The sequence below is a fragment of the Lysinibacillus composti genome (assembly GCF_016908465.1).
GTDB lineage: Bacteria > Bacillota > Bacilli > Bacillales_A > Planococcaceae > Ureibacillus > Ureibacillus composti_A.
The window spans coordinates 175,169-193,723 of the sequence record NZ_JAFBDY010000005.1 but is presented as its reverse complement, the minus strand read 5'-3'; the positions used below and the strand labels follow the sequence as shown (position 1 = coordinate 193,723).

13 protein-coding genes are annotated in these 18,555 nt (G+C 38.1%); all 13 read right to left on the bottom strand.

What is annotated here, in order from left to right; translation table 11 throughout:
- Positions 1 to 420 precede the first annotated feature (420 nt).
- Positions 421 to 765 carry a 30S ribosome-binding factor RbfA gene (gene rbfA / locus JOD29_RS08155; protein WP_124763968.1) on the bottom strand — a complete coding sequence of 115 codons (345 nt, stop codon included), beginning with the start codon at positions 763 to 765 and terminating at the stop codon, positions 421 to 423.
- Positions 766 to 957: 192 nt separating this feature from the next.
- Complete coding sequence (locus JOD29_RS08150) at positions 958 to 1,236, bottom strand: DUF503 domain-containing protein (protein WP_124763969.1); 279 nt, start codon at positions 1,234 to 1,236, stop codon at positions 958 to 960.
- Positions 1,233 to 3,530 (bottom strand): translation initiation factor IF-2, encoded by a 2,298-nt coding sequence (infB, locus tag JOD29_RS08145; RefSeq protein ID WP_124763970.1) that lies wholly within the window; start codon positions 3,528 to 3,530, stop codon positions 1,233 to 1,235. Before infB ends, JOD29_RS08150 begins: the two co-directional genes overlap by 4 nt.
- 14 nt (positions 3,531 to 3,544) lie before the next feature.
- Positions 3,545 to 3,853, bottom strand: a complete 309-nt coding sequence (locus tag JOD29_RS08140; RefSeq protein ID WP_124763971.1) for a YlxQ family RNA-binding protein — start codon at positions 3,851 to 3,853, stop codon at positions 3,545 to 3,547.
- Positions 3,850 to 4,128: an RNase P modulator RnpM gene (rnpM, locus tag JOD29_RS08135; protein ID WP_124763972.1), complete on the bottom strand. Its 279-nt coding sequence runs from the start codon at positions 4,126 to 4,128 to the stop codon at positions 3,850 to 3,852. Before rnpM ends, JOD29_RS08140 begins: the two co-directional genes overlap by 4 nt.
- A 122-nt stretch (positions 4,129 to 4,250) precedes the next feature.
- Positions 4,251 to 5,396, bottom strand: a complete 1,146-nt coding sequence (gene nusA / locus JOD29_RS08130; RefSeq protein WP_124763973.1) for a transcription termination factor NusA — start codon at positions 5,394 to 5,396, stop codon at positions 4,251 to 4,253.
- A gap of 22 nt (positions 5,397 to 5,418) precedes the next feature.
- On the bottom strand, positions 5,419 to 5,898 hold the full coding sequence (gene rimP, locus JOD29_RS08125; RefSeq protein ID WP_124763974.1) for a ribosome maturation factor RimP: 480 nt from the start codon (positions 5,896 to 5,898) through the stop codon (positions 5,419 to 5,421).
- A 412-nt stretch (positions 5,899 to 6,310) separates the two neighbouring features.
- Positions 6,311 to 10,636 (bottom strand): PolC-type DNA polymerase III, encoded by a 4,326-nt coding sequence (locus JOD29_RS08120; RefSeq protein ID WP_124763975.1) that lies wholly within the window; start codon positions 10,634 to 10,636, stop codon positions 6,311 to 6,313.
- A 393-nt stretch (positions 10,637 to 11,029) separates the two neighbouring features.
- Positions 11,030 to 12,727, bottom strand: coding sequence for a proline--tRNA ligase (locus JOD29_RS08115; RefSeq protein ID WP_124763976.1), 1,698 nt, complete (start codon positions 12,725 to 12,727; stop codon positions 11,030 to 11,032).
- Between the two features lie 1,388 nt (positions 12,728 to 14,115).
- Positions 14,116 to 15,375, bottom strand: coding sequence for an RIP metalloprotease RseP (gene rseP, locus JOD29_RS08110; RefSeq protein WP_124763977.1), 1,260 nt, complete (start codon positions 15,373 to 15,375; stop codon positions 14,116 to 14,118).
- Positions 15,376 to 15,417: 42 nt separating this feature from the next.
- Positions 15,418 to 16,563, bottom strand: coding sequence for a 1-deoxy-D-xylulose-5-phosphate reductoisomerase (locus JOD29_RS08105; protein WP_124763978.1), 1,146 nt, complete (start codon positions 16,561 to 16,563; stop codon positions 15,418 to 15,420).
- A gap of 148 nt (positions 16,564 to 16,711) precedes the next feature.
- A complete protein-coding gene (locus JOD29_RS08100) occupies positions 16,712 to 17,503 on the bottom strand; it encodes a phosphatidate cytidylyltransferase (protein WP_124763979.1) in 792 nt (263 codons plus the stop codon).
- Positions 17,500 to 18,285: an isoprenyl transferase gene (locus JOD29_RS08095; RefSeq protein WP_124763980.1), complete on the bottom strand. Its 786-nt coding sequence runs from the start codon at positions 18,283 to 18,285 to the stop codon at positions 17,500 to 17,502. Before JOD29_RS08095 ends, JOD29_RS08100 begins: the two co-directional genes overlap by 4 nt.
- Positions 18,286 to 18,555 lie beyond the last annotated feature (270 nt).

Genomic DNA, 18,555 nt, shown 5'->3' with positions numbered 1-18,555 from the left:
ATGAAATCTAGTCAATACTTCTCAATATCTAGCCATATTCAATTTTTTATTATGAACTAGCTCAGATCTGAAAGGTTTTTAAATTAATCCCGACAAAATTTCAATTAATCCCGACATTTTTTCAAATATTCCCGACAAAATTTCAATTAATCCCGACATTTCATTTTTTCACCAAGCTAATAAACAATACTCTTTAATCTCCAATAACCCATTTCACCTTTATCAATTTAAATTTTAGCCTTCCGTATAATGAGAAAAGGTCTGTAACTGCATAACATTATGCAGATGCAGACCTTTTGTATTCAGCTTTGGCAATGGTTATCACGGCTAATCTATTGTTTAGCTTCGGCGACCATGCCTGGCTCTCACTGCTTGCCCTCTACTCAAGAGGAGAAAGCGTACCGAGTAACCACAGCTTTTCTACTGGTTCTCATGTAAGCCGCGTAGGAGTTCTTCTATTTTGTTTCCGTAAGCGACTGATGCGTCGAATTCGAAAACGATTTCTGGTGTACGACGTAAGCGAATACGTGTGCCAATTTCAGAACGAATGAATCCTGCTGCTTTTGATAGTGCTTTTAATGTTTCTTCGCGTTCACGTTCGTTTCCTAAGGATGTGATGTAAACCGTTGCTTGTGAAAGGTCACCAGTTACTTGAACATCAGTTACCGTTACGAAACCAACGCGAGGGTCCTTGATCTTGCGGCCAATGATTTCCCCAAGTTCTTTTTTCATTTGTTCCCCAACACGATTTGAACGTAATGACATAGTTTGCCACCTCTTTCTTAAAGTGGTACCGTTCGGCCGCCTTCATCAAGAAGCAAGTCACTACTTCTTGATTTAAGCAAAGCCCGTCTGTAAGTCCTACTCAGACTTACCCGAGAACACTTACACACCTTAAGTATTTCTCTATGATAGTATCTCATTTTTTGGAGAGGTTATTTATTTGACCTACTCGAATTATAAATATTCTTTCCAGACTTCTAGTTGTTCCCATTCTGGATTTGATTTTAGAAATTGAAGTGCGTAGTTGATTTCGCTTTCTGCGCTTGTTTTAGAAGAAGCGACAGAGACAATTGCCAATCTTGTACGTTGCCATACATTTTGGTGATCTATTTCTGCGACCGATACGTTAAACTTTTGCTTTGTTCGAGTAATCATTCTCTGAAGAACAGCACGCTTTTCCTTTAACGAATGGGCAGTTGGAATTAGAAATTCAACCTCAGCGTAGACTATCACGATCTCTTAATTTCTTCCATAATGAAGGCTTCAAGGATGTCGCCTTCTTTAATGTCGTTATAGTTTTTAATTGTGATACCACATTCGTAGCCTTTCGCGACTTCTTTTGCATCGTCTTTGAAACGTTTTAGAGAATCTAGTTCACCTTCAAATACAACAATGCCTTCACGAATTACACGAACTCCAGAATCACGAGTGAATTTACCTTCAGTGATATAAGAACCAGCAATTGTACCGACTTTCGACACTTTAATTGTTTGACGAACTTCTGCTTGACCGATGATTTTTTCTTCAAATTCAGGGTCTAGCATACCTTTCATCGCCGCTTCAATTTCTTCGATTACTTTATAAATAATACGGTGTAAACGAATTTCAACGCCTTCTTCATCTGCTGCACGTTTAGCATTTACATCAGGACGTACATTGAATCCAATTACGATTGCATTTGATGCTGCAGCAAGTGAAATATCTGATTCCGTAATTGCACCTGCACCTGTGTGGATAATTTTAACATTTACGCCTTCAACATCAATTTTCATTAATGATGCGGCCATTGCTTCCACAGTACCTTGAACATCCGCTTTAACGATGACATTTAATTCTTTCACATCACCTTGAGACATTTGTTCAAATAAGTTATCAAGTGTTACACGTTGTTTTTCTGAACGACTTGCTTGAATTGCTGACATCGCACGAGATTCCCCAACTTGACGAGCTGTTTTCTCATCTGCGAATACAACGAAACGGTCACCTGCTTGAGGTACCTCATTCATACCTGTAATTTCCACAGGTGTTGCAGGGCCAGCTTCTTTAATACGACGACCTAAATCGTTAACCATCGCACGGACACGACCATATGCATGACCTACTACGATTGCATCACCAATGTTCAATGTACCATCTTGAACTAAAAGAGTGGCTACAGAACCGCGGCCTTTATCTAGACGAGCTTCGATTACTGTTCCGATTGCAGAACGGTTTGGTGTTGCTTTTAGTTCAGCTACTTCAGAAACTAACAGAATCATTTCTAGTAGTGAATCAATTCCTTCACCTTTTAGGGCAGAAATCGGAACGAAAATTGTATCGCCTCCCCAGTCTTCAGGAACTAAACCATGTTCAGTTAGTTCTTGCATTACACGGTCCGGGTTAGCTGTTGGTTTATCCATTTTGTTAACTGCCACGATAATTGGCACTTCTGCCGCTTTCGCATGGTTGATGGCTTCTACCGTTTGTGGCATTACACCATCATCTGCAGCTACTACGATGATCGCAATGTCCGTGATACTCGCACCACGTGCACGCATTGTAGTGAACGCAGCGTGACCAGGTGTATCAAGGAATGTAATCTTCTTACCATCTAAATTTACTTGGTAAGCACCGATATGTTGCGTAATTCCACCTGCTTCTCCAGCAGTTACTTTTGTGTTACGAATTGAGTCAAGTAAAGTTGTTTTACCATGGTCAACGTGTCCCATAATTGTTACAACTGGTGGACGTTCTTCTAATTCTTCCTCATTCACTTCTGCTTGTTCGAAGTAAACATCTAGGTCTGTTTTATCAACACGTACTTCTTCTTCTACTTCAACGCCATAATCAGCACAGATTAATTCGATTGCATCTTTATCCAACTCTTGGTTGATTGTTGCCATTACACCAAGCATGAATAATTTTTTGATTAGCTCAGAAGGTTCGCGATGTAATTTTTTCGCTAGTTCAGCAACTGATAATGATTCATAGAACGTAATTTTTTCTGGAAGTTCTTTTGGAACTGCAGGAAGTGTTGGTTGATGAGTTTTTGGATGACGTCTTTTCCCACCGTGAATTCCTGGTTTTTTACGAGCTCCAGGGCCACCTTTTTGATTATTACGTTGATCATTACGGTTGTTGTTATTGCCACCCTGATTGTTTGGACGGCTACCGCCTTGATTATTTGGACGATTGCCCCCACCTTGGTTATTGCTTGGTCGGCTATTGCCTTGGTTATTCGGGCGATTATTATTTGATGAATTATTTGGTCTAACGTTAGTAGATGGTCTTTGTTGTGAAGATGATTGTTTGTTACCATCACGGTTAGTTGGATTATTTTTATGACCTGATTCTTTTGAAGCATTTGCTGTAGCAGTAACAGGTTGTTTTGCTGCTCCATATACAGAATCTAATTTCGTAATAGCATCACTTTCAAGCGTTGACATATGGTTTGTAACCGTAATGTTTAGTTCTTTTAGTTGTTCAACTATTTCTCTACTTGATTTATTAACTTTTTTGGCATATTCATGAACTCTTATTTTGGTCATCTGCTCACCCCCGATTATTTTTCGTTGAGTAGACTAGACATCTTTTTCGCAAATCCACTATCTGTAATAGCGACTGCGACCCGCGCTTCTTTACCAGTAGCATGTCCGATGGCGTATCTATCGCCAACCACATGATACTCAACGTTGTAATACGTACATTTATCTTTAATTTTCTTACTAGAATTATGTGAAGCGTCATCAGCTAGTAGTACAAGCTTCGCCTTTCCATTGCGAATTTCCTTCACAACGAGCTCTTCGCCTGATATTACTTTACGTGCTCTAGCTGCTAAACCTAGTAACTGAAGCACTTTTTCGTTGCTCATAGAATGGACTCCCTACGAATAAGTCGAATAAGTTCGTCATACACTTCATCAGGAATTTCCACTTCTAGTTGACGCTCTAATATATTTTTCTTTTGTGCGATGTCAACGGCTTCCTCAGATTTAGAGATGTACGCTCCACGACCTGATTTTTTACCCGTTACATCGACTGCTACTTCGCCCTCTTTTGTGCGAACAACACGTAACATTGACTTTTTTGGAAGCATCTCACCTGTTGCGACGCATTTACGTAAAGGCACCTTCTTTTTAGTCGTCATGAGTATTCACCTTCCCTACTCAAACATCATACGCAAAAGTTAACATTATGTTCTTTTACCTATTTTCAGTTTTACCGCAAGCTCCGAAATGACTACATTTGCGAGTTAACTTAATTCGCTGATTATTCCTCATCATCACCATAAAGGTCATATTCAACATCATCATATGAGAAATTATTGTCATCATCAACTTGTGAAATAAATGCGCTTGTCTCAGAAGGATAAATTCCCGCTTCACGAGCATCTGTTTCACTTTTAATGTCAATTTTCCAACCTGTTAATTTCGCAGCAAGTCTAGCATTTTGACCGCGTTTACCGATGGCTAGTGATAATTGATAATCTGGAACAACAACTGTTGTAGATTTTTCTTCTTCATTCACAAGTACATCTAATACCTTTGATGGGCTTAATGCATTTGCGACGAATACGATTGGATCCTCTGACCATTCAACGATATCAATCTTTTCACCGTTTAATTCGTTAACAATGGTTTGTACACGAGCACCTTTTGCTCCTACACAAGCACCAACTGCATCGACTTCTTCATTATTTGCCATAACCGAAATTTTAGAACGATCTCCTGCTTCACGAGCAATTGATTTAATTTCGACAATGCCTTCATAAATTTCTGGTACTTCCATTTCGAAAAGGCGGCGCAATAGCCCTGGATGTGTACGAGAAACAATTACTTGTGGGCCACGAGTTGTACGTTCTACTTTTGTAATATACACTTTCAAACGTGATTGAGGGCGATATGCTTCCCCTTGAATTTGTTCATTCACTGGTAATGCAGCCTCAACCTTGCCTAAGCTTACATAAATATTACGTGCATCTTGACGCTCAATCGTACCTGTTACGATATCATCTGTGCGGTCAACATATTCTTCATAAATTAAACCACGTTCAGCTTCACGCACACGTTGTGTTACCACTTGTTTAGCCGTTTGAGCAGCAATACGACCAAAGTTACGAGGTGTTACTTCCTCTTCTAATACATCCCCAATTTCATATGCTGGATTAATTAGTTTTGCATCTTCAATCGCGATTTCTAGACGATCATCTTCCACTTCGTCTACTACGTTTTTACGTGCGTAAACAATCATAGACCCATTATTTAAATTTAAATCAACGCGGACATTTTGTGCTTGATTGAAGTTTCTTTTATATGCAGTAACTAGTGCTGCTTCGATTGCTTCTACTAGCACGTCCCTTGAAATGCCTTTTTGCTCTTCAAGAGCAGTTAAAGCATCTAGTAGTTCACTACCCATTTTCAATTTCACTCCTAAATTGCTAGTTTGATGAAAAGTCTATTGCAAGTCTGGCTTTTGCAATCTTTTCTTTTTCGACTAAAAGTTTGATTTTACGTGTTTTGATACGAACTTCCATTTCTAAACCTTGTTCAGTATATGCAGTTAAATATCCTTGGAATTCTTTCAGATTTTTAATTGGCTCATATGTTTTAACATATATAAATTTTCCTACTGCTTTTTCAAAGTCCGATTCTTTTTTTAGTGGACGTTCTGCGCCAGGGGAAGAAACTTCTAAATAGTAGTTTTGCTCAATTGGGTCGTTTTCATCCAGAAGTACACTTAAACGTTCGCTTACTAACGCACATTGGTCAATGTCAATTCCGCCTTCAGGAGTATCTATATAGATACGAAGGAACCAGTTTCGACCTTCTTTCACAAATTCTATATCGACTAGCTCAAGATTTAACTCTTCTAGAATTGGTGTAACAAGCTGTTCAATTACTGACGTAACTTTGCTCATAGGATCCTCCCACGTAATTGTCTTGTTAATTTTTCATTCTTATTAAAACAGAAGCTACTGTTACCCTGCGCCCGCTTTCTGTTTTAGAGAAAATTTGTATAGTAGTAAAACAACAGAAAAGAGCGGAGAATAACCCCACTCTTTTGCTGGAAAACTATCAACAAATTATTACCATAACAATAGCATAAAACTTTGTTGAATGCAAATTTAGGTAATTATAGAAGACTTGACAAACTAGGGTGACACTTTCAATCTCGATTATCGAGGAAAATTTGCGTCACTTAGCTTTCGACTTCCCCTTTGTTCAGTGGTGTTTCTTTGCAAAAGATGAATCTTTAGTGCAATCCGCTTACCGGAAATAGAAATAAGCGTCTGAAACAAAGGAATTATCTTCTAAAGAAAAAGTTTTTCACTAAAATAATGAAAGTTGATTTGCATCTGGTAACCCTTCTAGACAGCCTAATTGGTCCATATACTCAATTAACGATTTCGATACACGACCTCGTTGCTGTAAATCTTCTTTCGATAGAAACTCACCGTCGCCTCGAGCTTGTACAATGGCTTTTGCCACGTTTGTCCCAAGACCTGGAATGGCATCAAACGGCGGAATGAGTGAATTACCATCAATTACGAACTCACTAGCTTGTGAACGATATAAGTCTATATTTTTCATGGTCATGCCACGTTCACTCATTTCTAATGCAAGTTCAAGTACCGTTAACAAATCTTTTTCCTTTTTCGAAGCATCTAACCCTTTTGCATTAATTTCGTCAATTCGAGCGCGGATCATTGGCGAACCTTTTGTCATGGCAAGTAAATCAAAATCACTCGCGCGAACAGTAAAGTACGCCGCATAATATAGTATAGGATGGTGTACTTTGAACCAAGCTATACGCACCGCCATTAAAACATATGCTGCAGCATGGGCTTTCGGGAACATGTACTTGATTTTTTTACATGAATCTATATACCATTCCGGTACCTTTTGCGCGCGCATTTCCTCTTCCATTTCATCTGTTAAGCCTTTCCCTTTACGCACAGACTCCATGATTTTAAATGCAAATCCAGGCTCTAGCCCTTGGTAAATTAAATACACCATAATATCGTCACGACAACCGATTACTTCTGATAATACACAAGTTCCATTATGAATTAATTCTTGTGCATTGCCTAACCATACGTCGGTACCGTGAGATAGACCAGAAATCTGAACCAACTCACTAAACGTTGATGGTTTTGTATCTTCTAACATTTGACGAACGAACCGTGTTCCGAATTCAGGAATCCCATATGTCCCGGTTTTACAGTAAATTTGCTCTTCTGTTACCCCTAATGACTCTGGCGATGAGAAGATTTTCATCACTTCTGGATCATCGGTTGGAATCGTTTTTGGATCAATTCCTGATAAATCCTGCAACATACGAATCACGGTCGGATCATCGTGTCCAAGTATATCGAGTTTTAACACATTATCGTGGATGGAATGGAAGTCGAAATGAGTTGTTTTCCATTCAGCATCTTGGGCATCAGCGGGGAACTGAACAGGTGTGAAATCATAAATATCCATATAATCAGGTACTACGATAATCCCACCCGGGTGCTGACCGGTTGTTCGTTTTACCCCTGTACAACCTTGTACGAGGCGATCCACTTCTGCCCCACGGTACGTTAAGTTATGATCATTTTGATAACCGCGCACATACCCGTAAGCCGTTTTCTCGGCAACCGTACCAATTGTACCAGCACGGAAAACGTAATCTTCACCAAATAGCACTTTCGTGTAGTTGTGGGCTTGTGGTTGATATTCCCCGGAGAAATTCAAATCGATATCGGGTACTTTATCCCCTTTAAATCCTAGGAAGGTTTCGAACGGAATATCTTGTCCATCTTTTTTATAGGCCGTACCGCACTCCGGACAATCTTTATTCGGTAAGTCAAATCCACTACCAACCGAACCATCATCGAAGAACTCGACATTTTTACAGTTTGGACAAACGTAATGAGGTGGTAAAGGATTTACCTCCGTAATTTCCATAAATGTTGCGACAAGGGACGACCCTACCGAACCACGGGAACCTACTAAATACCCGTCCGAAAGCGATTTTTTCACGAGTTTTGCTGAGATTAAGTAAATTACCCCAAACCCGTGTCCTAAAATCGAAGCTAATTCTTTCTCAATTCGCTTTTGAACGATTTCCGGAAGATTTTCGCCATAGATTTGTTTCGCCATCTCGTAGGTCATCTTTGTAATCTCTTCATCGGAACCTTCAATTTTTGGTGTATAAAGTTTGTCCTTAATTGGTTTCACATCACTAATCATGTTTGCCACTTTTTGAGAGTTCGTTACGACGATTTCTTTTGCAAGGTCTGGACCTAAGAAATCAAACTCCTCAAGCATTTCGTTCGTTGTACGGAAATGAACCTGTGGTAATCGGTAACGATTTAATGGATTCGCTCCACCTTGAGACCCAACTAAAATTTGACGGAAGACCGCATCATTTTTATCTAAATAATGAACATTACCAGTTGCGACAACGGGAATATCTAATTTCTTTCCGAGCTTCACCAGTTTTCGAAGGATGTCTTCGAGGTTCCATTGATCATGAATGATCCCACCCTCAATAAGTGGTGAATAGACCGGTTTTGGCTGCACTTCGATATAATCATAGAATTTCGCAACCTTTTCTGCTTCATCAGGTGATTTGTTCATCATCGTTTCAAATAGTTCACCATTATTACATCCTGATCCAATAAGTAAGCCTTGACGCAGTTTCATTAAATCTGAACGTCGAATACGCGGAACACGATAATATGTTTGCGTATGGGCAATCGTAATTAATTTAAATAGATTTTTTAGCCCATCATCATCTTTCGCTAAAATCGTACAGTGGTATGGGCGAGAGTTTTTATAACTTTCGTTACCCCCAACGTTTTTATTGAAATCATCGTGATAGTCAATCCCTTTTTCTTTTGCATCTTTTAATAAATGAAGCATCAATTCACCAGTAGCTTCGGTATCATAAATGGCACGGTGATGTTGTGTTAATTCAATGCCATACTTTTTACAAAGTGTATTTAAACGGTGACTTTTAAGGGTTGGGTTTAAGAAACGAGATAATTCCAACGTATCAATCACGGGATGAATTACCCCTTGAATGCCCGCTTTTTCATAGGCCGTATATAAGAAGCCAATATCGAAGGACGCATTATGAGCCACGACGATGCTATCGCCTATAAAGTCTCGGAACTCCGTCACAACTTGATCGACTTCTGGTGCATCTTGTAACATGTCATCTGTAATATGTGTTAACTCAATAATTTTGGCAGATAAAGGTCTGTGCGGATTGGAGAATCGCTCGAATTTATCGATCACTTTACCTTCTTTAATTTTGACAGCGGCTAACTCGATAATCGTGTCGTAAGCAGTGGAAAGACCTGTTGTTTCCACGTCAAACACGACGAATGTAGCGTCATCTAGTGCAATATGCTGTTCTGCATAAGCAATCGGAGCACCGTCATCCACTAAGTTGGCTTCAATTCCGTAGATGATTTTAATGCCGTGTTTTTTTCCGGCAGCATAGGCATCTGGGAATCCTTGTGCCACTGCATGGTCTGTAATAGCAATGGCAGGATGACCCCATTTCGCCGCTTGGGCAACAAGACGGTCAATTGGCGTAACAGCATCCATTTGACTCATCGGTGAGTGTAAATGTAATTCGACCCGCTTTTCACCTTCTGGAGCAGTATCTCGACGTGTTTCTTTAAATATTTCGTTGATATCCTGTGCCATCACAACCAGGTCACGTACGAATGTATCATTTTGGACTGAACCACGTACTTTTACCCACATACCTTTTTTCAAGTGAGTCATCATTTCTGCATCTTCTTTATCGCGAGAGAACATTTTCACTAAGATGGAATCTGTATAGTCGGTAATTTTAATTTCAAGTAATGAACGACCACTACGTAATTCTTTAATATCAGCTGCGAAGACAAACCCTTCAATGACAACACGTCGTTCCTCTTCGATTATGCTCTTAATGTCCATGACCTCGGTATCTTTAATATGATTCCCAAGTTGGAATGGCCCACTAATTTCAACAGACGGATTATCTTTCTTCGCTTTTTCTTGAGTTTGTAGGTCTTCTAACGCTTGTTTTGCCATTGCTGCTTCTTCTAGCTGACGTTGTTCCATATAAGTTTTTTGCGCTTCAATTAATTCTTCATTGGCTTCTACTAATTGAAACTCAACTGGAATCGTTGGAAAACCAAATTGTGAGTAAGCTTCTGCAATTTTTGTTGTATATTTTGATTTTAATGTTAATTGTTCCAGTTCAATCATGCACGAAGCGATGATTTTATGTCCTGTCCACTTTGGAATTTGTGAAATTAATCGATTTCTAAGTGGCGGAGACATATCATCAATCTGCTCAATGGCCAGTAACCAGTAATCCGTAATGAGTTGTTCCGTCACTTCCGGTTGTGAGGCTTCTATAGAGATATTTGTTTGGGCAATATTTGCAAATTGTTGTGCCATTCGTGTACGCATCAGTTGATAGAGTTGGAATGGTAAAATGTTTTGCAGTTTCATTGCAAATTCCCATATACGTTTTTTCTTATGAACTGTTAGACGTGTGAGCTCCCCGTCTTCGAAAAATGACATGTAGACATCTTCAGTTAATTGTAATTGTTGCAAAAGTGTTCGAAACCGTTCTTTTGCTTCTTGAATTTCTGACATAAACTCACCACCTACTCTAATTTTTTGCTAAATATGAAAGGCGCAAACGCTCTAAATTTTTATATCTGTTAAAAACTCTATTATACTCCAACCGTGAGCACCTTCATAAATGAATAAAATTCCTCAATATGTACTTATTTCTTTTTTGATCTTGCTTTATCGTGACGTGTCGTCCACTTTATGACTTTCGTTAGAGCATTCTTGTCGTGCATAGTAGCTTGCTTGACAGTGACATTTTGAATGTACCTCTGCCAAAGCGTTTTCCTTATCCCCTGGAACCCTAAGGATAAAAGCTTCTGCGATTTTTAATACTCATGATAATGGCTGTCCAAAAAATTTATAATTTCTGGACAGCCCGTTCACTCTCATTCATTTAAGTAATTCACAATAAAATTAATTTGAACGGAAGAATTCATTAAGTCGTTCGCCGATTTCTTCTTTCGCACATTCAAAGCTTTCGCCTGTACTACGGACTTTTACTTCTACCATTCGATCCACTGCTTTTTTACCAATTGTTACGCGGACGGGTAAACCAAGTAAATCCGAATCTGCAAACTTCACTCCTGCTCGCTCTGAACGATCGTCATATAATACATTATATTGATAAAACGTTAAAATGCCATAAAGTTCTTCTGCTAATTCAAATTGAACTTCATCATCCCGATTCACACACATTAAATGGATATCGTATGGAGCCAATTGTTTTGGCCAAACAAATCCATTTTCATCTTGATATTGTTCCGCAATTACTGCAAGTAATCGAGAAACCCCGAGATTATAACTTCCCATAATAAAAGGCTGAGCTTTTCCTTGTTCGTCAATAAACGTGGCATTTAAGTTTGATGAAAATTTTGCTCCGTGTTTAAAAATATGGGCAACTTCAATCCCTTTAGCAAATGAAATTTCACCTTGTCCATCTGGTGAAGGCTCCCCTTCTTGAATATAACGGATATCATCATATATATTAATAGCAAAATCCCGTTCAGGATTTACATTTTTATAGTGATAGCCATCTTCATTGGCACCAGCAATCCCATTTCGAATTGTTTTAATGGCATGATCAGCCACTACCTTTACGTTTAAAGGTAATTTAATTGGCCCAATGGAACCCGGAGAACAACCAAGCAATTCTTGTATAGAGGCTTCATCTGCTAATTCAACTGACTGTGCATTTAACCCTTGCATTAATTTCGTTTCATTGACAGTATGGTCTCCTCTAACTAACACTACATAAAGCTCTTCATCCACCTTAAAAACAAGAGATTTAATACAATTAACAGTTGGCATATCAAAAAACTGACTTACTTCTTCAATCGTTTTTTCATTTGGCGTTGCAACCATTTCTAAATCTTCCATCGGTTCTTCAGAAGAAACATATTCAGTAATCACTTTGGCAGTTTCAATACTTGCTGCATAGTCCGAGTGGTTTGAATAAGCAAAAGTATGCTCACCAATATCCGATAAAACGATGAATTCATGTGATTCAAGTTCACCTTTTTCAGCAGAAACTGCGCGGAATTGTAACCCAAGTTTCGTTAAAATATTAGAGTACACCTTAAACATCTGTTCATAGGTCTCATTCAAGCTTTCCTCATTTGAGTGAAAGGAGTACGTATCATTTAGAATAAATTCACGGCTTCTTAATAATCCGAAACGCGTTTTTTGTTCATCTCGATATTTCGTCTGAATTTGATAGAGTGTAAACGGTAATTTTTTATAGGATTGTATTTCATCTTTCACTAATTCTGTAACTGCTTCTTCATTCGTTGGAGCAAGTAGAAGTTCACGGTTATGACGGTCATGCATCCGAATTACTTCTGGACCATAGCTTGTTAACCGTCCAGATTGCTCCAAACTATTTGCCGATTGAATAGAAGGTAACGCAATTTCAACAGCATTGATCCCCTCTAATTCTTCTCGAATAATGTTTTCTATTTTACGTAATACGCGTTTAGCTAAAGGTAAATAGGAATAAACACCATTCGTACTTTGACGAATAAACCCAGCACGAAGTAGCATGACATGAGACTTCACTTCTGCTTCAGAAGGTATTTCACGCATTGTTGGAATAAAAGTCAAACTTTGTTTCATAAGCGCTCCATCCTTTTCATTTCAGTATTCCCCTTACTAGCATAGCACACCCAGAATACTTCAAGTGTATACAATTTGATTACAAATTAATAAAAGTTACCAGCAAAGTGCATTTTAGAACTGCACTACCAGTCTTTGAACTTCTTTCTTGAGTAAGAAGCTCAGGTTAGTGAATTATTCACTTATAGGGTTTAGGAAGGGTTACGTTGGGCAATTTATGAAATTCCGTTCATTTGTTTGTATGAAGGATGTTTCTAATGGCATTTACATGTAAAATCCTCTTCATTGGCTTGATGAAAGGGGTTTACACTGGAATTTCTTCATCGGCTTGATGAAGGGGTTTACATTGTAATTTCTGCCTGGAATCCTCTTCATTGCATCGATCAACGGGATTCCCATTGAATATTTCATTAAAATCCACTTCATTGGTTTGATCATCAAGAGATTGATTGGATCCATCCTAAAAAATCTCATATTCCCCTATCAGCTTTAACCCATACTATATAAAAGAAGTTTTGATGTTTTTATTAAGTATCATCGATTAAAAATCCTTCCTAATTAAGGAGAAAAATCTACTAACTAAATTATAAACTATCAATAGTTTTCTTAAACAAAGGGAACGATACACACCCCAAGTGCATGGGCAATACTAAATAAATAGGTGAACATTTACTATTGGTTTCACCTATTTATTTAGCATAGTTAATGACGGACAATTCGAGTGATGGGTTCTCCCTTTTTGTCCGTAATAGCCTAGATGAAGTTCATTTCCAAACACCGGCAACCTCTTTTTGAACTTCATTCCCTTGATGAAGTTCATTCCCAAACACCGGCAACCTCTTTTTGAACTTCATTCCCTTTATGAAGTTCATTTCCAATCACCGGAGACCTCTTTTTGAACTTCATTCCCCTGATGAAGTTCATTTCTAAATACCGACGACCTCTTTTTGAACTTCATTCCCTTGATGAAGTTCATTTACAATCCCAAGAGACCTCTTTTTGAACTTCATTCCCTTGATGAAGTTCATTTCCAAACACCGGCGACCTCTTTTTGAACTTCATTCCCTTGATGAAGTTCATTTCCAAACACCGGCGACCTCTTTTTGAACTTCATTCCCTTGATGAAGTTCATTTACAAACACCGGCGACCTCTTTTGAACTTCATCCCACCAAGAACTTCATACCCCACTCTGACTAAATCTTCTTTAAACGCAGTTCATTTCATATGGTATTTTCTTATATTTTTATTTTCATATTCACATTACAAAAAAACCTTATCCGAAAATGGGGGCGGCCCAATTTGGATAAGGTTTATAAGTTTAATTTTGTTGTATTGCCACAAGCTGTAAACTCTGTATATTCACTTCAGACTCGTTCTAGCTATTTATCTAGAAGAAGAACCTTTGTATGTCATTCCATGTAACCACGACCATTAGGATCATCAGTAGTACAATTCCGACAAAGTGAACGAGGCCTTCTTTTTGACGGTCAACCGGTTTGCCGCGCAATGCTTCGATACCGAAGAATAATAGTCGTCCTCCGTCTAATGCTGGTAATGGTAATAAGTTCATAATTCCAAGGTTAATACTTAATACCGCTGCCCAATTCATTAAGTTAAACACACCATATTGTGCCACTTCTTCAGTTGCTTTATAGATTCCTACTGGTCCAGATAACGCATCAATCGTAAACTGACCGGTAATTAAATCCCCTAATAAATTAATGATAAGCACTGTATAGTCCCATGTTTGTGTTGCACCAAACACAATCGCTTTAAGCGGATTTTTCTCAACAGGACTTTGATACATAACACCGATTTGACCGTACTCTTTGCCGCTATCTTCAAGGGTAGCTGGTGTAATCGTCAACTCGTGTTCTTGTCCATCACGTTCTACTACAAACGTTAATGATTCACCTGGACTTTCTTGAACAGTTCCAGAAAGCTCTTGCCAATCTTTAATTGGTTGTCCATTGATTTCTTTTACAAGGTCACCAGATTCCATACCAGCAGCTGCTGCAGGTCCATTCTCTACCACATCACGAATGACTGGTTCATATGTTGGAACACCTTGCATTAATCCAAGTGCAAGAAAAATAAAAAATGCTAAAATAAAGTTAAACAGTGGCCCTGCGAAAATCGCCATAGAACGTTGGCCCACAGTTTTAGAATTAAATTGGCGGTCATATGGAGCAATTAATGTTTCTTTACCGTTTTCTATTACTAACGCATTTCTAGAAACATTGTAACGAACTAATCGTTCCTCTTCGTCATATCCTTCAATCCATAGACCCTTTTCTAAATCTGCCCGTTCTACTTCCATAAATAAAATATTTGGGTGTTGAACATTTTGGTTTAAATAGACTTTTTCAACTACATTTTCACTGTTTAAAACTAATCCGACACGGTAACCAGGCTGTAGTTCGACGGAATCCGTATCGTCTCCCGCCATGCGAACATAACCACCTAATGGCAATAATCGGATTGTATATAACGTTTCACCTTTTGTCATTCCGAAAATCTTCGGACCCATCCCAATCGCAAATTCACGAACCATAATGCCTGCTCGTTTTGCAAAGATAAAGTGCCCAAGCTCATGGAAGAATACGAGTGATCCGAATATGATGATAAATGCTATTACCGTTTGCATAAAATCCCACCTTTAGAGCAAGTTTTACTGTCACTGCTCAGTTTATTTTACCATGCTCACTACCTTTTTTCGTGTTTCGCTATCTACAGCTAAGATTGTTTCTAAATCTGGTGTTTGAACATTGTTGTGGCTATGCATGATGTTCTCGATAATTTCTTCAATTTGTAAGAATGTAATTTTTTCTTGTAAAAATAATGCAACTGCTGCTTCGTTTGCTGCATTCATGGCCGTTAAAATCGAACCGCCAGTACGTCCTGCTTCATAGGCAAGAGCTAAAGCACGGAAACGATCAAAATCAACCTCTTTAAAATGGAGTTGTCCAATTTGTGCTAAGTTTAATCGATGACCATTATGTAGTGGTAAACGATCAGGGTAACTCAAAGCATATTGAATAGGCACACGCATATCTGGTGTACCAAGTTGAGCAATCACACTTGTATCATGATACTCAACTAAAGAGTGAATAATACTTTCTTTATGTAATAAAACATCAATTTTATCGAATGGCATATCAAATAAAACATGTGCTTCAATTACTTCTAAGCCTTTATTCATCATCGTTGCAGAGTCAATTGTAATTTTTGCACCCATTGACCAGTTCGGATGATTTAGCGCATCTTTCACTGTCACATGTTTAAGTTCTTCTCGCGTTTTATCACGGAATGAACCACCTGAAGCTGTTAATATTAATCGTTCAATATTTTTAGGATTTTCACCATTCATGGATTGATAAATTGCAGAGTGCTCACTGTCTACAGGTAAAATTGGCGCATTATATTTTTTCGCCTCAGCCATCACTAAGTGGCCAGCTGTCACAAGTGTTTCTTTATTGGCAATAGCAATTGTTTTGCCCATACGGATCGCTGCAAGAGTTGATTCTAAGCCAACACTTCCGAGCACAGCATTTACGAGCACTGTAGAATCTGGGTGTGTTGCAACTTCCACTAAACCGTTTGTTCCATATGTAAAATGAATATTCGGATAGTCTTTTTTTAGTTCTAAAGCATCTTTTTCATCTTGAACTGAGACTAGATCAGGTTGAAGTTGATTGATAATTTCACGCGTTTTTTCTATATTTCTTCCTGCTGAAAAGGCAACTAGTTTAAAACTTTCTTGATGAGATAGCAAAATGTCAACCGTTTGCAATCCAACTGAACCAGTAGCACCTAATAAACTAATTTTTTTCAAGACCTTCATTCCCTTCCACTAAATCAAATACACCTTGGCGTATTTTAACCTATCCTTTCATCCCATGTTGAACGAATATAGGTAAGCTTACTTCAAACAATGGGAAACCAATAATCCTTTCACATCGTTCAGTAGCATTTATAACAGTTTAGATGAACTGCACGAAATGTAATAATGGCAATACAAACAGTAAGCTGTCAAAGCGGTCTAAAATCCCACCATGCCCTGGCAATAGATTTCCTGAATCTTTCACACCATAATGTCGTTTAATTGCAGATTCTACTAGATCCCCCATTTGTCCAAAAATAGAACTAATGATTGTCACAATAATAAGTGAGACCCAACCAGTACTTAATGGGTAAATGAATTGCATAACACATGCAAAAATGACCGCAACGATAATACCTCCAACAAAACCTTCAACTGTTTTATTTGGAGAAATTTCCGGCCATAGCTTGTTTTTCCCTATTTTTCGTCCAACAAAATAGGCACCTGAGTCTGTTGCCCAAACAATAATAAGCGCATAGATAATAAAATGTAATCCAGCATCCCGCGTTTCGATAAAATATAAGAATCCGATGCCAACATAAAGTGCGCTTAATAAAATAAATGACACATCATCAAAGGTGAAGTGATTTTTTACAATCACCGAATAAATTAATAATAATACTACTGCAATCATTAAAAATTCCAATTTTGAGTAAGTTGTCGCTTCCGTGACTCTATCCGCAAAATCCTCTGGCATCAGTACAACAAATACTGTTAGCAATCCAATTATTCCAGGGATTGAAAAAACAGAGATCTTTTTCATACGAAGGAGCTCATACAATCCGATAGCTGCGATTACGTAAATTAGTATCGTAAAAGGTAAGTTCCCATAAATGACGAAAGGAATGAATAATGCTGCTGCAATTACTGCGGTGATGATTCTCTGCTTCACTTAATTTCTTCTCCTTTCAACCCACCGTAACGACGATTTCGCTTCTGGAAATCATTTATGGCCTCCATTAGTGTTTGTTCATTAAAGTCTGGCCAAAGCGTTTCCGTAAACCAAAATTCCGTATAGGCAAGTTGCCACAACATAAAATTACTTAATCGCACTTCACCACTTGTACGAATTAATAAATCTGGTTCTGGAAGATCCGATGTCATTAAATACTGATTGATCGTGCCTTCTTCAATGGAATCAATGGAAATCGTTCCATTTTCCACTTCTAATATCATTTTTTTCATTGCTGATACGATTTCTGCACGACTACCATAGTTCATAGCAAAATTTAAAATGAGACCTGTATTGTTTTTTGTTCGGTTCATCGCATCTTTTAAGACATTTTGCGTACTAACTGGCAATGCATCCATATCACCAATCATGGTAATTTTAATATTTCTTTCCATTACTTCAGGCATAAAGGAGTTAAGGAATTTTTGAGGTAAGCCCATTAAGTAGTCTACCTCAGTTCGTGGACGTTTCCAGTTTTCTGTTGAAAACGCATATAACGTTAACACTTTAACTCCTAAATCATCTGCATATCGAGCAATTTTTCGTACAGTTTGCATCCCTTCATGATGACCTGCTATACGAGGCATTGCCCTCTTTTTTGCCCAACGACCATTACCGTCCATAATGATTGCTATATGTGAAGGGATTAATTCATTATTAGATTGTCCATCTTCCAATAATCTTTTTTGTTTTTTAGTTTTGCCTAATATTTTTTTAAACATTCTGTATCCCCTAACTTGACAACTATTCGGACGTTTTCTTATCTTATCATAACAAAAACGACTGTTAATGTCCTAAATCTTACAAAAGTTTTAGATACTTTTTATCAATTAGTCAATAGCGTAAAGTAATTGATTTCAAATTGTGTCTCGGCATGGAAAAGAGGTAGCCGACACCTATTGGCCATCCATTAGGACTAAATAAAATTGGATGAAGTAAGAAAAAGTTCATTTTCTTGGTTATATGTATTTTAGACGTTTGTTATGTAAATA

Coding starts and splice junctions, on each gene's coding strand:
- nusA (WP_124763973.1), bottom strand. CDS start 5,396: ATGGGTAGTGAACTACTAGATGCTTTAACTGCTCTTGAAGAGCAAAAA.
- infB (WP_124763970.1), bottom strand. CDS start 3,530: ATGACCAAAATAAGAGTTCATGAATATGCCAAAAAAGTTAATAAATCA.
- rbfA (WP_124763968.1), bottom strand. CDS start 765: ATGTCATTACGTTCAAATCGTGTTGGGGAACAAATGAAAAAAGAACTT.
- rseP (WP_124763977.1), bottom strand. CDS start 15,375: ATGCAAACGGTAATAGCATTTATCATCATATTCGGATCACTCGTATTC.
- rimP (WP_124763974.1), bottom strand. CDS start 5,898: ATGAGCAAAGTTACGTCAGTAATTGAACAGCTTGTTACACCAATTCTA.
- rnpM (WP_124763972.1), bottom strand. CDS start 4,128: ATGACGACTAAAAAGAAGGTGCCTTTACGTAAATGCGTCGCAACAGGT.
- JOD29_RS08095 (WP_124763980.1), bottom strand. CDS start 18,285: ATGTTTAAAAAAATATTAGGCAAAACTAAAAAACAAAAAAGATTATTG.
- JOD29_RS08140 (WP_124763971.1), bottom strand. CDS start 3,853: ATGAGCAACGAAAAAGTGCTTCAGTTACTAGGTTTAGCAGCTAGAGCA.
- JOD29_RS08115 (WP_124763976.1), bottom strand. CDS start 12,727: ATGAAACAAAGTTTGACTTTTATTCCAACAATGCGTGAAATACCTTCT.
- JOD29_RS08120 (WP_124763975.1), bottom strand. CDS start 10,636: ATGTCAGAAATTCAAGAAGCAAAAGAACGGTTTCGAACACTTTTGCAA.